This is a genomic window from Streptomyces roseoviridis (assembly GCF_039535235.1).
GTDB lineage: Bacteria > Actinomycetota > Actinomycetes > Streptomycetales > Streptomycetaceae > Streptomyces > Streptomyces roseoviridis.
Genome location: NZ_BAAAWU010000001.1, coordinates 1,425,103 through 1,439,823 on the forward strand (window position 1 = coordinate 1,425,103; position 14,721 = coordinate 1,439,823).

The 14,721-nt window shown below is 71.6% G+C and carries 14 protein-coding genes; 7 read left to right on the forward strand and 7 right to left on the reverse strand.

Annotation, left to right across the window (positions count from 1 at the left end):
• Nucleotide 1: 1 nt before the first annotated feature.
• The 4 genes from uraH to ABD954_RS06510 all read right to left on the reverse strand — a co-directional run bounded on the left by uraH (nt 2) and on the right by ABD954_RS06510 (nt 1,738).
• Nucleotides 2-409, reverse strand: coding sequence for a hydroxyisourate hydrolase (gene uraH / locus ABD954_RS06495; protein ID WP_345484821.1), 408 nt, complete (start codon nt 407-409; stop codon nt 2-4).
• A complete protein-coding gene (gene uraD / locus ABD954_RS06500; RefSeq protein WP_345484822.1) occupies nt 409-924 on the reverse strand; it encodes a 2-oxo-4-hydroxy-4-carboxy-5-ureidoimidazoline decarboxylase in 516 nt (171 codons plus the stop codon). Before uraD ends, uraH begins: the two co-directional genes overlap by 1 nt.
• A 155-nt stretch (nt 925-1,079) precedes the next feature.
• A complete protein-coding gene (locus ABD954_RS06505; protein ID WP_345491994.1) occupies nt 1,080-1,418 on the reverse strand; it encodes a helix-turn-helix domain-containing protein in 339 nt (112 codons plus the stop codon).
• 44 nt (nt 1,419-1,462) lie between these two features.
• Complete coding sequence (locus tag ABD954_RS06510; protein WP_345491996.1) at nt 1,463-1,738, reverse strand: thiamine-binding protein; 276 nt, start codon at nt 1,736-1,738, stop codon at nt 1,463-1,465.
• A 141-nt stretch (nt 1,739-1,879) separates the two neighbouring features.
• On the opposite strand from ABD954_RS06510, the gene ABD954_RS06515 reads away from it, so the two are divergent.
• The 4 genes from ABD954_RS06515 (at nt 1,880) to ABD954_RS06530 (ending at nt 6,295) form a co-directional block, all read left to right on the forward strand.
• Nucleotides 1,880-2,713 carry a TIM barrel protein gene (locus ABD954_RS06515; protein ID WP_345484823.1) on the forward strand — a complete coding sequence of 278 codons (834 nt, stop codon included), beginning with the start codon at nt 1,880-1,882 and terminating at the stop codon, nt 2,711-2,713.
• A gap of 66 nt (nt 2,714-2,779) precedes the next feature.
• Nucleotides 2,780-3,670 carry a 2-hydroxy-3-oxopropionate reductase gene (locus ABD954_RS06520; protein ID WP_345484824.1) on the forward strand — a complete coding sequence of 297 codons (891 nt, stop codon included), beginning with the start codon at nt 2,780-2,782 and terminating at the stop codon, nt 3,668-3,670.
• A 211-nt stretch (nt 3,671-3,881) separates the two neighbouring features.
• Nucleotides 3,882-5,339: a catalase gene (locus ABD954_RS06525; protein WP_345484825.1), complete on the forward strand. Its 1,458-nt coding sequence runs from the start codon at nt 3,882-3,884 to the stop codon at nt 5,337-5,339.
• 437 nt (nt 5,340-5,776) lie between these two features.
• Nucleotides 5,777-6,295, forward strand: coding sequence for a HEAT repeat domain-containing protein (locus tag ABD954_RS06530; RefSeq protein WP_345484826.1), 519 nt, complete (start codon nt 5,777-5,779; stop codon nt 6,293-6,295).
• 192 nt (nt 6,296-6,487) lie between these two features.
• Here the strand turns inward: ABD954_RS06530 and gcl are convergent, their stop codons facing one another.
• Entirely contained in the window at nt 6,488-8,275 is a 1,788-nt protein-coding gene (gene gcl, locus ABD954_RS06535; protein ID WP_345484828.1) for a glyoxylate carboligase, read from the reverse strand.
• Between the two features lie 183 nt (nt 8,276-8,458).
• On the opposite strand from gcl, the gene ABD954_RS06540 reads away from it, so the two are divergent.
• From ABD954_RS06540 to ABD954_RS06550, 3 genes are all read left to right on the forward strand, one after another.
• Nucleotides 8,459-9,532, forward strand: coding sequence for a hypothetical protein (locus ABD954_RS06540; RefSeq protein ID WP_345484829.1), 1,074 nt, complete (start codon nt 8,459-8,461; stop codon nt 9,530-9,532).
• Nucleotides 9,533-9,654: 122 nt separating this feature from the next.
• On the forward strand, nt 9,655-10,440 hold the full coding sequence (locus ABD954_RS06545) for a TIGR04222 domain-containing membrane protein (protein WP_345491998.1): 786 nt from the start codon (nt 9,655-9,657) through the stop codon (nt 10,438-10,440).
• A gap of 304 nt (nt 10,441-10,744) precedes the next feature.
• Nucleotides 10,745-11,287: a GNAT family N-acetyltransferase gene (locus ABD954_RS06550; RefSeq protein ID WP_345484830.1), complete on the forward strand. Its 543-nt coding sequence runs from the start codon at nt 10,745-10,747 to the stop codon at nt 11,285-11,287.
• Nucleotides 11,288-11,294: 7 nt separating this feature from the next.
• Here the strand turns inward: ABD954_RS06550 and ABD954_RS06555 are convergent, their stop codons facing one another.
• Both ABD954_RS06555 and ABD954_RS06560 read right to left on the reverse strand, forming a co-directional pair.
• Entirely contained in the window at nt 11,295-12,905 is a 1,611-nt protein-coding gene (locus ABD954_RS06555) for an AMP-binding protein (RefSeq protein ID WP_345484831.1), read from the reverse strand.
• Nucleotides 12,902-14,632 (reverse strand): AMP-binding protein, encoded by a 1,731-nt coding sequence (locus ABD954_RS06560; RefSeq protein WP_345484832.1) that lies wholly within the window; start codon nt 14,630-14,632, stop codon nt 12,902-12,904. The genes ABD954_RS06555 and ABD954_RS06560 overlap by 4 nt, the downstream gene beginning before the upstream one ends.
• Nucleotides 14,633-14,721: the final 89 nt, after the last annotated feature.

The window sequence follows — 14,721 nt, forward strand, 5'->3', positions numbered from 1 at the left end:
GCTAGCTCCCTCGGTAAACGGAGTAGCCGAACGGGTTGAGCAGCAGCGGTACGTGGTAGTGCTCACCCGGCACGACGGCGAACGTGATCGCCACCTCCGGGAAGAACGCGACCGGAGCACCACTGTCCCGATTCGCGGGGGCGTCCTGCTGCGCCTCGGCTTGCTGGTTCTGCTTGCTCAGGAAGTACGCCTCGGTCTGGAAGTCGAGCCGTACGTGGGTCGTGCCCTCCGGCAGGGCCGGGAGGTCCTTGCAGCGCCCGTCCGCGTCGGTGGCGGACCCGCCCAGGGCGACCCACTCGGCGTCGGAGCCGGCGCGGGCCGCGAGCGTGACGGCCACGCCCTCGGCCGGCCGGCCGATGCTGGTGTCCAGGATGTGGGTGGACACCGAGGCGGTCGTGTCGGTGCTCATCAGTTCTCTTCCTCGGTCTCTACGAGACGGGTCAGGCGGATGCGGTTGATCTTGCCCAGTTCGGTGCGGACGATCTCCCGCTCCTGCTCGGGCGAGTTCTCGATCCTGATCCGGATCGCGTCGCGCATCTGCTCGCCGGTCCTGCCGGTGGCGCAGATGAGGAAGACATGGCCGAACTTCTCCTGGTAGGCCAGGTTCAGTTCGAGCATCTCGGCCTTGAGCTCCGCGGAGGCGCCGGCCATCCCGCTCTGCTCGCGGGAGGAGGTCGGGTCCCCGGCCTTCGGACGACCGATCGGCGGGTGGCCCGCCATCGCCTCGGCCAGGTCCTCGGCGGTCAGTTCGGCCATGGCGGCGTCGCTGGCGAGGAAGAGGGCTTCGGCGGTGGCATACGGGCGCTGGGCGAGGATCTTGCTCCCCCACGCCGAGCTGGAGCACACCTCGTGGAGCGCCGCGAGGGCGTCGCCCTCCGCCGAGGTGTTGAACCGGGTGAGGCCCGGTGTCGTACCTGAAGTCACGGGAAGCCTCCGTGGCTGTTTTTCGCTGTGCGTCGGACGGGCTGCGGATAGCTAACGCCCTCCGCAACACGACGTCAACACTTTGTTGAAAAGTCGGCCACACAAAAGCCGTCGTCCCGACATCTGGACGACGGCTTCCGGTGCGGATTGATCAACTAGCTGTCCTTCGGGGCTTTTTCCCTGTTCAGGGCGGTCTCCCGGTTCAGGTAGTTGTACACGGTGAAGCGGCTGACACCCAGGGCGCCGGCCACCGTCTCGACCCCGTGGCGGACCGAGAAGGCACCGCGTGCCTCCAGGATCCGGACCACCTCCTGCTTGCTCTTGCGGTCGAGCTCGGCGAGCGGCATCCCGTGCCGCCGTTCCATGGCGGCCAGAATGTGGTCGAGGGATTCGGACAGCTGCGGCAGCCGTACCGCGAGCACGTCCTCGCCCTCCCAGGCGAGGACGACGTCGTCCGCCTCGGCCTGCTCGGGGCCGAGCAGCTCGGCGCCCATCGCGTCGACCAGCGGCTTCACCGCGGTGACCAGGGGATGCTCGGTCACTTCTCCCCCTCGTCGATCGCGTCGCCGCCACCGTCACCGAGCACGTTGACCTGGAGCGAGACGCGGGTGGCGCCGGCCGCCAGGGACTTCCGCAGCAGGGCGTCCACCGCGGTGAGCACCTCGTCGGCGCGCCCTTCCGCCGTGTTCCCGAAGGGCCCGACGTCGACCGCGTCCAGCTGGGCCGACTGGATGACCTCACGCGCCACGACCGCGTGCGCCGGGGCCTCGTCGAGGTCGAACGGCTCGGTCGTGAACTCCACTCTCAAACGCACCATGCCCCCACGCTACGGGCCCTTCGGCGGCCGCGGGAGCCCCGGACCTGCGGGGACCTCTTGACAAGAGCGGCGCTCCGCTTGCAACATTCCGTCAGACAGAAAGTTACTTCCGCAATACGGAAGGAGCGCCGACCCCTCATGGGATACACGGACCAGCGCTTCGATGTGAACCTGTCGATCCTCTTCACGGAACTCCCGCTCCTGGAGCGCCCCGCGGCCGCCGCCGCGGCGGGCTTCACCGCGGTCGAGCTGTGGTGGCCCTGGATCGACACCGCCACCCCCGACCAGAGCGAGCTCGACGCCCTCAAGAAGGCTCTGGAGGACGCCGGCACCCAGCTGGTGGGCCTGAACTTCTACGCCGGACAGCTCCCCGGCCCGGACCGCGGCGCGGTCTCGGTGCCCGGTGAGGAGTCGGACCGCTTCCGGGCCAACATCGACGTCGCCGCGGACTTCGCCGCCTCGGTGGGCTGCAAGGCGCTCAACGCGCTCTACGGCAACCGCGTCGAGGGCGTGGACCCGGCCGTCCAGGACGAGCTCGCCCTGGAGAACCTGGTGCTCGCGGCCCGCGCCGCCGACCGGGTCGGCGCGATCCTCCTGATCGAGACCCTCAACAAGCCGGAGTCGCCGCTCTACCCGCTGGTGAGCGCCCCCTCCGCGATCGAGATCGTCGACAAGGTCAACGCGGCCACCGGACTCGGCAACGCCAAGTTCCTGCTCGACATCTACCACCTGTCGATGAACGGCGAGAACGTCAGCGAGGTCATCGCGGCGTACGCCGACCGGACCGGCCACGTCCAGATCGCCGACATGCCGGGTCGCGGCGCGCCGGGCACCGGCGAGCTCCCGCTCGAGCAGCTGCTCGACGAGCTGAAGAAGGCCGGTTACGACGGCTGGGTCGGCCTGGAGTACAAGGCCGCCGACGCCGCCGCCTCCTTCGGATGGTTGCCGGAAGAGGCCCGCGCGGCCAAGTAAGTCCAGGCGTTCCGCCAGGCGACCCCCGACCTTTTCGTACGAAGCTTCAGAGAAGGACCCTCCCCAATGAGCAACCTCCCCAGCATCGCGTGGATCGGACTCGGCATCATGGGCTCGCCCATGTCCGAGAACCTGATCAAGGCCGGCTACTCGGTCACCGGTTACACCCTGGAGCAGGACAAGCTGGACCGGCTGGCGAAGGCCGGCGGCACCGCGGCCGGCTCGATCGCCGAGGCCGTCAAGGACGCCGACGTGATCATCACGATGGTGCCCGCCTCCCCGCAGGTCGAGGCGATCGCCTACGGCCCCGAGGGCATCCTGGAGAACGCCAGGTCGGGCGCCCTGATCATCGACATGTCGTCGATCACCCCGCAGACCTCCGTGGACCTCGCGAAGAACGCCGCCGAGAAGGGCCTGCGCGTCCTGGACGCCCCGGTCTCCGGCGGCGAGGCCGGCGCCATCGAGGCCGTGCTGTCGATCATGGTGGGTGGCGAGAAGGCCGACTTCGACGCGGCCCTGCCGATCCTCGAGGCCCTCGGCAAGACCATCGTCCTGTGCGGCCCGCACGGCTCCGGCCAGACGGTGAAGGCGGCCAACCAGCTCATCGTCGCCGTCAACATCCAGGCGTGCGCCGAGGCCGTGGTCTTCCTGGAGAAGTCCGGCGTGGACCTGAACGCCGCCCTCGACGTCCTCAACGGCGGTCTGGCCGGCTCCACGGTCCTGACCCGCAAGAAGGACAACTTCCTGAACCGGGACTTCAAGCCCGGCTTCCGGATCGACCTGCACCACAAGGACATGGGCATCGTCACCGACGCCGCCCGCAACGTCGGCGCGGCCCTCCCGGTCGGCGCCGTGGTCGCCCAGCTCGTCGCCTCCCTGCGCGCCCAGGGCGACGGCGGCCTGGACCACTCGGCCCTGCTGCGCGCCGTCGAGCGCCTCTCCGGCCAGCAGGTCTGACCCTCCCCCCGTCCGTGACGGGGGCCCAGATTTCCGGGCGGCGGCGGCGCTGACAACCTGTCCTGTCGCGCCCAGGCGTCGCCGCCGCCCGGAACACCAGACTTCATTTTCAACAAACTGTTGACGTTGTTCGCGGCGCGTCCCTACGCTCCAGAGCACTCACCCGCAGTCAGCAGTGCAGCTCTCCCGTACGGAAGGTCGACCCGACAAGATGGTCCAGCGAGTGCTTACGACCGAGTCCGGCGCGCCCGTCGCCGACAACCAGAACTCCGCCACCGCCGGCGTCGGTGGCCCGATCCTGCTCCAGGACCAGCACCTGCTGGAGAAGCTCGCGCGCTTCAACCGCGAGCGCATCCCGGAGCGCGTGGTGCACGCCCGTGGTTCCGGTGCGTACGGCTTCTTCGAGGTGACCGACGACGTCACGGCCTACACCAAGGCCGCCTTCCTCTCCGAGGTCGGCAAGAAGACCGAGCTGTTCCTGCGCTTCTCCACCGTGGCCGACTCGCTCGGCGGCGCGGACGCGGTCCGCGACCCGCGCGGCTTCGCGGTGAAGTTCTACACCGAGGAGGGCAACTACGACCTCGTCGGCAACAACACCCCGGTGTTCTTCATCAAGGACCCGATCAAGTTCCCCGACTTCATCCACTCCCAGAAGCGCGACCCGTTCACGGGCAAGCAGGAGCCGGACAACGTCTGGGACTTCTGGGCGCACTCCCCCGAGGCGACGCACCAGGTGACCTGGCTGATGGGCGACCGCGGCATCCCCGCCTCGTACCGTCACATGAACGGCTACGGCTCGCACACCTACCAGTGGACCAACGAGGCGGGCGAGGCCTTCTTCGTCAAGTACCACTTCAAGACGAACCAGGGCATCCGCTGCCTCTCCGCCGAGCAGGCCGCCGAGGTCGTCGGCAAGGACGCCAACTCGCACCAGACCGACCTGCTCCAGTCCATCGAGCGCGGCGTGAACCCGTCCTGGACCCTCTACGTCCAGATCATGCCCGCCGCCGAGGCCGCGGACTACCGCTTCAACCCCTTCGACCTCACCAAGGTGTGGCCGCACGCGGACTACCCGCTGCAGCGCGTCGGCCGGCTGGTCCTCGACCGCAACCCGGACAACGTCTTCGCCGAGGTCGAGCAGGCCGCCTTCTCCCCGAACAACTTCGTCCCGGGCATCGGCCCCTCGCCGGACAAGATGCTCCAGGGCCGCCTCTTCGCCTACGCGGACGCCCACCGCTACCGCCTCGGCGTCAACCACACCCAGCTGCCGGTCAACGCCCCCAAGGCGACCGTGGCCGACAACTACGGCCGGGACGGCTTCATGGCCACCCGCAACGGCTCGCGCCACGACAAGAACTACGAGCCCAACTCGTACTCCGGTCCGCGCCAGACCGACGTCCCGCTGTCCGCGCCGCTCGCCATCCACGGCTGGACCGGCACCCACGCGGCCCCGCAGCACACCAAGGACGACGACTTCTTCCAGGCCGGTGAGCTCTACCGCCTGATGTCCGAGGACGAGAAGGCCCGCCTGGTCGCCAACATCGCCGGCGGCCTGTCGCAGGTCTCCCGCGAGGACATCATCGAGAAGAACATCGCCCACTTCGCCGCCGCCGACCCCGAGTACGGCCGGCGCGTCGAGGAGGCCGTCCGCGCCCTGCGCGAGGACTGATCCTCCACCCCCGACTGCGTACGGCACCTGACGGGAGGTCAGTGCCGTACGCGGTCCGGATCGCCGGCCCGGATGAGGGGTGGTCGGCGAACCGGACAGCGTGAGGACCGCGGTGGCGCCGAGCCAGTGCGGTGGTAAGGGCCCGCGAACTCCCCTTCTTGACCTGAAGGAAGGGGACGCTCACGGCGCCCGTCGGCACCACCGCGGTCCCAACGCCCCCTTCTCGCACAAGAAGGGGGCCCGTACTCCGCCCGGCGGCGCGAACGTCCTGTCGCGCCAGCCTCGCACCGTCGGGCGGGCATCACGAGAGCGCGGAACCAGGTTTACGGTCCCTGGTTCCGCGCTCTTCTGTCGTGTACGTGTACGTGGACGTGTACGTATTGGGAGGGGCCGACCGGCTCCGACGAGAACGACAGCGCGGCGGAGGCGGTGGGGCGATGACCCCTGAGGAGCAGGATCTGGTCATGGGCCTGGTGTTCGTACCGGGCAAGGGCCGGACGCGCACGCTGGACGAGGTGCTCGCCCACTTCGGCGAGACCGACGGTCGGGTCCTGGCGCTCCGGCTGCTCCTGGACGCCATGGAGCGCGAGGACGCCGACGACGTCGAGATGGCGTTGATCGTCAAGGCTTCCGCCGGCGCCCACGCCGAGGAGTTCCTGGAGCCGTTGACCGAGCTGTTCCCCGCCGAATGGCACAGGGGCCACGAGGGCGTCGTGTCGGCGCTGGGCAAGCTCCGCTCGCCCCGGACGGTGCCGACGCTGGCCCTGGCGAGCCGCTGGGTCCCCGAGCACCTGGACTGGGACGAGAACCGCGCCCTCGCCGTGAAGGCGATCTGGGCGCTCGGCGCCGTTCCCGGCCCGGAGGCGCGGGAAGTCCTCGAGGGCCTGCGCGACGACGAGAACGAGATCGTCCGCGAGAACGCGCTGAAGCAGCTCGCACGCCGCGGCGAGCTCTGAGCCGGGGCCGCCACCGGCACCGGCACTCGCACCGGCCACCGGCCACCGGCACTCGCACCGGCACTCGCACCGGCCACCGGCACTCGCACCGGCACCGGCACCACGTCGGCTCGGACGAACGGTGAGGCCCCCGCCCCGGTGCTCCTCGGGGCGGGGGCCTGGTCACGGCACCCGGGTCGTACGGGGGGAAGGTCAGACCTTCAGGGCCTTGATCGCGGTGGGCGCGTGGGCCGGCTCGGTCGCGAGCTCCTCGAACTCGGTGACGTCGCTCATGTCGACCGTCTTGCTCATCGCGATGTTGGTGATGCGCTCCAGGATCGCCTCGACGACGACCGGGACCTGGAACTCGACGGCCATCTTCTTGGCCTGCTCCAGCGCCTCGCCCAGCTTGCTCGGGTCCTCGACGCGGATCGCCTTGACGCCGAGGCCCTCGGCGACCTTGACGTGGTCGACGCCGTAGACGCCGATCTCCGGGGTGTTGATGTTCTCGAACTCGAGGTTGACCTCGAAGTTGATGCCCAGGTTGCCCTGCGCCTGGCGGATGAGGCCCAGGTAGGCGTTGTTCACGAGGACGTGGACGTAGGGGACCTTGTGCTGGGCGGCGACCGCCAGCTCCTCGATCATGAACTGGAAGTCGTAGTCGCCGGAGAGCGCGACGACCGGGGTCTCCGGGTCCGCGGTGGCGGCACCGATGGCGGCCGGGATGGTCCAGCCGAGCGGGCCGGCCTGGCCGCAGTTGATCCAGTGGCGCGGCTTGTAGACGTGCAGGAACTGCGCGGCGGCGATCTGGGAGAGGCCGATGGTGGTGACGTAGCGGGTCTCCGGGCCGAACGCCTTGTTCATCTCCTCGTAGACGCGCTGCGGCTTCATCGGGATGTCGTCGAAGTGCGTGCGGCGCTGCAGGGTGGCCTTGCGCTCCTGCGCGGAGGCGGCCCACGCGGAGAAGTCCGGCAGCGTGCCGGCGGCCTTCCACTCCCTGGCGATCTCGACGAAGAGCTCGAGCGCGACCTTGGCGTCGGAGGCGATGCCGTAGTCCGGGGCGAAGATCTTGCCGATCTGGGTCGGCTCGATGTCGACGTGGACGAACTTCCGGCCCTTGGTGTAGGCCTCCATGTTGTAACCGGTGTGGCGGTTGGCCCAGCGGTTGCCGATGCCGAGGACGAAGTCCGACTCCAGGAAGGTCGCGTTGCCGTAGCGGTGCGCGGTCTGGACGCCGACCATGCCGGCGGCGAGCTCGTGGTCGTCCGGGATGGTGCCCCAGCCCATGAGGGTGGAGATGACCGGGATGTTCGTCAGCTCGGCGAACTCGACCAGCAGGTCGGAGGCGTCGGCGTTGATGATGCCGCCGCCGGCGACGATCAGCGGGCGCTCGGACTCCAGGAGGAAGTTCAGTGCCTTCTCGGCCTGGGCGCGGGTGGCCTGCGGCTTGTAGACCGGCAGCGGCTCGTACGTCTCCGGGTCGAACTCGATCTCGGTCAGCTGGACGTCGATCGGCAGGTCGATGAGGACCGGGCCGGGGCGGCCGGAGCGCATCAGGTGGAAGGCCTGCTGGAAGACGCCGGGGACCTGCGCGGCCTCCAGGACGGTCGTCGCGGCCTTGGTGACCGGCTTGGCGATCGAGGCGATGTCGACGGCCTGGAAGTCCTCCTTGTGGAGCTTGGAGACCGGAGCCTGGCCGGTGATGCAGAGGATCGGGATCGAGTCGGCGATCGCGGAGTACAGGCCGGTGATCATGTCGGTGCCGGCGGGGCCGGAGGTGCCGATGCAGACACCGATGTTGCCGGCCTTGGCGCGGGTGTAGCCCTCGGCCATGTGCGAGGCGCCCTCGACGTGGCGGGCGAGGGTGTGGCTGATGCCGCCGACGTTCTTGAGCTCCCGGTAGAAGGGGTTGATCGCCGCGCCGGGCACACCGAACGCGTTGGTGACGCCTTCGCGCTTGAGGATCTCAACGGCCGCTGCGGCGGCGGTCATACGAGGCATGGGAGTGCTCCTGCTTCGGGGCCTTGACGGCTTGTTTCCATAATGCGGAAGTACTGTTCTGCTATACGGAAGCAATGTAGGTGGGGTGAGGGAGAGGCGTCAAGAGACGCTTTGGCCGAAGTCGCTCCCTCGCGCGCCCCGATTGGGGGACGATGGGGAGGCACGACGCAGAGGGGGTTCGGTGTGGGTGAGTCGGTACAGGTGCGCTGCCCGGAGTGCTTCCGCTCGCTGCGGTACGCGGCGCCCGCCTTCCCCTGTTCCTGCGGCACCCCGGTCGCGCCTCCGGTGATCGCGGGCGCCACCGCCGTCCCCGTCACCCACCGCAACTGGTCGGACGAATGGGTCACCGTCCACTGCCTCGCCTGCTCCCGCGCCTCGGACTGGCCCCACCCGGAGGTGGGCTGCCCCTGCGGAGCGGTGCTGCGCGTGCCGGTGCGGCAGACGGGCGGGACGGCGCACGAGGCAGCGCACGGGGCGGCCGGCGGATCCGGCGGCGGTACGGGGCCGGGACCCGGCCCCGCGTCCGACAGGGCTACGGGACCGGCCGGGCCGGAATCGGCCGGGGCGGGTCCCGCGGGAGCGGACACGGCCGTCGGATCCGGCTCCGCCGTGGAGCGGGACGACCGGGAACCGGGCGGGTCCGGACCCCGGACGGACGGCCGCCCGGCGCACGCTCCGGACGGCCCGGAGAACGCCGGGAGCCGGAAGGGCCGGGAAGCCCCCGCGCCCACCGGTGGCGACGGGCACAGGGACGAGGAGGCGGCCACGGTCCCCGCGCCCGCGCCCGACGCGCTCTCCTCCTTCACGCGCCGGCACCCCTCGCCCGTGCCGCCGCCCCGCCCCACGGCCGCCCGCCCCGGGCCCGAAGCCGCCCGGACCCCGTTCCGGCCGGTCACGATCCGCACCACCCGGGACGCCGTCGCCGCGTCGGCCGGATATCTGCGGTGGCTGGGCTTCCGGGACGTCGTCCAGCCCGAGGAGCGGTCGGCCTCGGCCGTGGACCTGCGCGGGCCCGGACTGGTCGCACAGGTGGACCCCAGCACCCGGCCCACCGGGCTGCGGGCGGTGGAGTGCCTGTGGCTCAACGGCCTGAGCAGTGCGGCGGTGAGCGTCTGCTTCTCGCTCGCCGGCTACACCCACGAGGCCCACGAGCGCGCCGAGGGCCTCGGCATCCCGCTCTTCGTCCTCGACCTCACCGGCACCCCGCAGCCCGTCAACGCGCCCGCGCACGACCTCCTCGCCACCGGAGCGCCGTGACCGAGGCGGCAAGACCGGAGCGCGAGGACCGCGCCTCGCGCGCGGTCGGCGGAAGAATTCGGCCAATCGGCACGTGACGACCGCCCCTCCCCCGGGCACAACACCTTCGGGGGGTGAACACCATGACGATGGGGATGTGGTGGTTCCTGGGGGTGGCGTTCGGTCAACTGGCCCTGGCGGGGCTGCTGTTGCATACCCGCAGTCAGGAAGGGCCCGAGCCGCCGCCGGAGGCGCTCGCGCTGCTGCGGGGCGGCCCGCGGGCGGCCGTCACCGTGGCCGTGGTCGCGCTGCACCAGCGCGGTGCCGTGGCGGCGGGCCGCCGGGGCACGATTCGCGCCAACGGCGGGGCCGGCCGGACCCGTGACCCGCTCCAGCTCGGCGTGCACCGCTCGCTCCAGCGGGCCCTGGCGCTGCGGGTCCTGGCCTCCCGGCCCAAGGCCCGCCAGGCCCTCGCCGCGCTGGCCGCGGAGCTCGGCAGCCGCGGTCTGCTGCGCCCGCCGGGGCGGCTCCTGGCGGCCCGGGTGCTCCTGCTGTGCGTGCCCGTCACGGTCGGCACGGGTCTGTGGACCACCGGCGCGTCGGGCACGGCACTCGCCTCCGGCGCCGTGCCGGTGATCGTCGCCGCGGCCCTGCTGTGCGTCCCGCCCACCACCCGCGCGGCCCACCGCCTCCTCGCGGACCTCCGCGCCCGCCACCCGCTGCCCGCCCACCGGCGCGCGGTGAGCGACGGCCGGGAGGTGCTGCTGTACGTCGCGCTGTACGGCGACCCGGCCCTGTCCCTCTTCCTGCCGCACTTCTCCCGCGACGGCGGCCTCCTCGGCCACCGCCGCACCCCCGACGACGGCTTCGCCGCCGGCCGCGGCTGGACCCCGGACGGCCCGGCCTGCCCGGGCGGCATGCCGGAGTGACCCGCGGACCGGGCGGGAGCGGCGCGGCCCGCCGGCCGGCCGGCCCGCCGGCCGGCCGGGCCGCCGGCCTCTTCGCGCCGCACCCTTCACGCCGCACCCTTCACGCCGCACCCTTCACGCCGCACCCTTCGCGCCGCACCCTTCGCGTACGGCCGCCGGGGCGGCGCTGCGGCGGCCCTCCCCCGCGCACCGTCCCCCGCACCCCGCGCACCGTCCCCGCACCCCTCCGCCGAGCCCCGTACCCATCCGCCGCCCCCGCCTCCTGACGGCGGCGCTCCCGCCCCGCGCCGCGCCATACTGGCGTATGCGCATCCGAGTGGCCGCCCGGGCCGAACTGCCCCTGCTCCAGGACATCGAACGCGCCGCCGGCGAGACCTTCCGGCTCCTCGGCATGGAAGAGGTCGCCGACGACGAACCCCTGCCGCTCGACGTCCTCGACTCCTACCGCAGCGCGGGCCGGGCCTGGGTGGCGGTGGACGCGGAGGACCGGCCCGTGGCGTATCTGCTGATGGACGCCGTCGACGGCGCCGCCCACATCGAGCAGGTCTCGGTGCACCCGGACGCCGCCCGCCGGGGCGTCGGCCGGGCGCTGATCGAGCACCTGGCGGCGGCCGCCCGGGAGCAGGGCCTGACGGCGCTGACCCTCACGACCTTCGCCGAAGTCCCGTGGAACGCGCCCTACTACGCCCGGCTCGGGTTCCGCACCGTCGGCGAGGGCGACCCCGCCCTCACCGAGGGGCTGCGGGCCATCAGCCGGGCGGAGGCGGCGCACGGCCTGGCCGCCTGGCCGCGGGTCTGCATGCGCCGCGAGGTGCCCGCGCCGGCCGCCGGCCCCGCCGCACCGTGAGGCCCCTCTAGCGCGCGGCCGCCCCGTACCGCTCGCGCAGCTCCACCTTGCGCACCTTCCCGCTCACCGTCATCGGGAACTCCGCCAGGATCTCCACGCGCCGCGGGACCTTGTAGTGGGCCAGGCGGTCGCGGCAGAAGGCGGTGATGTCCTCCAGGGTCGGCGGGTCGGCCGGGTCGCGCGGGACGACGCAGGCCAGGATCTCCTCGCCGTACCGCTCGTCGGGCACGCCGACGACCTGCACGTCGGCGATCTTGGCGTGTCCGTACAGGAACTCCTCGATCTCGCGCGGGTACACGTTCTCCCCGCCGCGGATGATCATGTCCTTGATGCGGCCGACGATCTGGACGTACCCGTCCTCGCGCATCACGGCCAGGTCCCCGGTGTGCATCCAGCGGCCCGCGTCGATCGACTCGGCGGTCTTGTCGGGCTGCTCCCAGTAGCCGAGCATCACGCCGTAGCCGCGGGTGCACAGTTCACCGGCCGTGCCTCGCGGGACGGTGAGGCCGGTCGCCGGGTCGACGATCTTCACCTCGACGTGCGGCATGACCCGGCCGACGGTGCCGGTGCGCCGCTCCAGGTCGTCGTCGCGCCGGGTCTGGGTGGAGACCGGCGAGGTCTCCGTCATGCCGTAACAGATGGACACCTCCGCCATGTTCATCTCGGCGACCACCCGCTTCATCACCTCCACCGGGCAGGGAGAGCCCGCCATGATGCCGGTGCGCAGGCTGGACAGGTCGTACGAGGCGAAGTCCGGCAGGTTCAGCTCGGCGATGAACATCGTCGGCACCCCGTAGAGGGAGGTGCAGCGTTCCTCCTGCACGGCCCTGAGGGTGGCGGCCGGGTCGAAGGACGGCGCCGGGATCACCAGGCAGGCGCCGTGCGAGGTGGCGGCGAGATTGCCCATCACCATGCCGAAGCAGTGGTAGAAGGGCACGGGGACGCAGACCCGGTCCTGCTCGCTGTAGGCGATCATCTCGCCCACGAAGTAGCCGTTGTTGAGGATGTTGTGGTGGGAGAGGGTGGCGCCCTTCGGGAAGCCCGTGGTCCCCGACGTGTACTGGATGTTCACCGGCTCGTCGCAGGACAGCGGCTCCGGCCGGACCCCCTCCGGTGCCCGGCGCGCCAGGAGTTCGTCCCAGCTCGGGTCCCCGAAGTAGACCGTCTCGCGCAACCGCGGGCAGTCGCCCCGCACCTGCTCGACCATCGCCCGGTAGTCGCTGGTCTTGTGCGTCAGCGAGGCGAAGAGCAGTGAGATCCCCGCCTGGTCGAGGACGTACTTCAGCTCGTGGGCGCGGTAGGCCGGGTTGATGTTGACCATGATCGCGCCGATGCGGGCCGTGGCGTACTGGACGAGCACCCATTCGGCGCAGTTGACCGCCCAGATGCCGACCCGGTCGCCCTTGGCGACGCCGCTGCCGAGCAGAGCGTCCGCGAGCCGGTCGACGTCGGCGCCGAACCGGGCGTACGTCCAGCGGCGGCCGGTGGGGACGTCGACGAGGGCCTCGCGGTCCGGCCAGGTGGCGACGGCCCGGTCGAGGTTGGCGCCGATGGTGTCGCCGAGGAGCGGGACGTCGGACACCCCGTGCGCGTACGAGAGTGCGGCGATGTCGCTCATGCGAGGTCCCCCTCGGTGTACTCGGTGCCGGTGTTCCCCTCCGCCGTGAGCTTGCGCAGCTCGACGCGGCGGATCTTTCCGGAGACCGTCTTGGGCAGCTCGGCGAACTCGATCCGGCGGATCCGCTTGTACGGGGCGAGGACTTCGCGCGAGTGCGCGAAGAGCGCCTTGGCGGTGTCGGCGTCCGGCTCCCAGCCGGCCGCGAGGACGACGTACGCCTTCGGGACGGCGAGCCGCAGCGGGTCGGGGGCCGGGACGACGGCGGCCTCAGCGACGGCCTCGTGTTCGAGCAGGGCGCTCTCCAGCTCGAAGGGGCTGATCTTGTAGTCGCTGGCCTTGAAGACGTCGTCCGCGCGCCCGACGTAGGTGATGTAGCCGTCGGCGTCGCGGGCGCCGATGTCGCCGGTGCGGTAGTAGCCGCCAGCCATCGCCTCGGCCGTACGCTCCGGGTCGCCGTGGTAGCCGGTCATCAGGCCCACCGGGCGGTCGGAGAGGTCGAGGCAGATCTCGCCCTCCTCGGCGTCCGGGCGGCCGGTGACCGGGTCGACGAGGGTGACCCGGTAGCCGGGGCTCGGGCGGCCCATGGAGCCCTCCTTGAGCCGCTGGCCCGGGCTGTTGGAGACCTGGACGGCGGTCTCGGTCTGGCCGAAGCCGTCCCGGATGGTGACGCCCCAGGCGCGCCGGACGGTCTCGATGACCTCGGGGTTGAGGGGTTCGCCGGCGGCGACGACCTCGCGGGGCGGGGTGGCGAGCCGGCCGAGGTCGGACTGGATCAGCATGCGCCAGACCGTGGGCGGGGCGCAGAAGCTGGTGACGCCGTGCCTGGCCATCTCGTCCATCAGCCGGGCCGGGTCGAAGCGGGTGTAGTTGTGGATGAAGACGGTCGCCTCGGCGTTCCAGGGGGCGAAGAGGTTGGACCAGGCGTGCTTGGCCCAGCCGGGCGAGGAGATGTTCAGGTGGACGTCGCCCGGCTGGAGGCCGATCCAGTACATCGTCGCGAGGTGCCCGACGGGGTACGAGGTGTGGGTGTGCTCGACGAGCTTGGGACGGGCGGTGGTGCCGGAGGTGAAGTAGAGCACGAGGGTGTCGTCGGCGAGGGTGACGCCGTCCGGCTCGAAGGCGGCGGACTCGGCGTACGCGTGCTCGTAGCGGAGCCAGCCCCGCTCGTCGGCACCCGTCTCACCGGCACCGGCCCCGTCGCCGCCCCCGACCGCGATCCGGGTGTAGTCGCCGGGCACGTCGTCGAACTTGGGGCGGTCCTCGGCGCGGACGAGGACGTGGCGGGCCCGCCCGCGGTCCACCCGGTCGCGCAGGTCGGCGGGGCCGAGGAGGGGGGTGGCGGGGATGACGACGGCGCGCAGCTTCATCGCGGCGAGCATCGTCTCCCACAGCTCGACCTGGTTGCCGAGCATGACGATCATCCGGTCGCCGGCGCGGACGCCCCGGGCGCGCAGCCAGTTGGCGACCCGGTTGGAGCGGGCGGACATCTCGGCGAAGCTCAGCTTCGCCTCGGCGCCGTCCTCCTCGACGATGTGCAGGGCGGTGCGGTCGTTGCCCGCGGCGATGACGTCGAACCATTCGAGCGTCCAGTTGAACCGCTCGGGCCGGGGCCACGCGAAGCCCTCGTACGCCGTGGCGTAGTCCTCCCGGTGCCGGAGCAGGAAGTCGCGGGCGGTCCTGAACCGCTCCGTCGCCTCCGTCGGCCGCGCCGCGCTGGTTGCCGTCATGTGTCCTCCTCGTTGCGGGACCCGTCCCGCACATCGTGTAATCAGTGACCCAGGTCTCACCACCCCCGTTCGGGGGGTGGTGAGGGGCG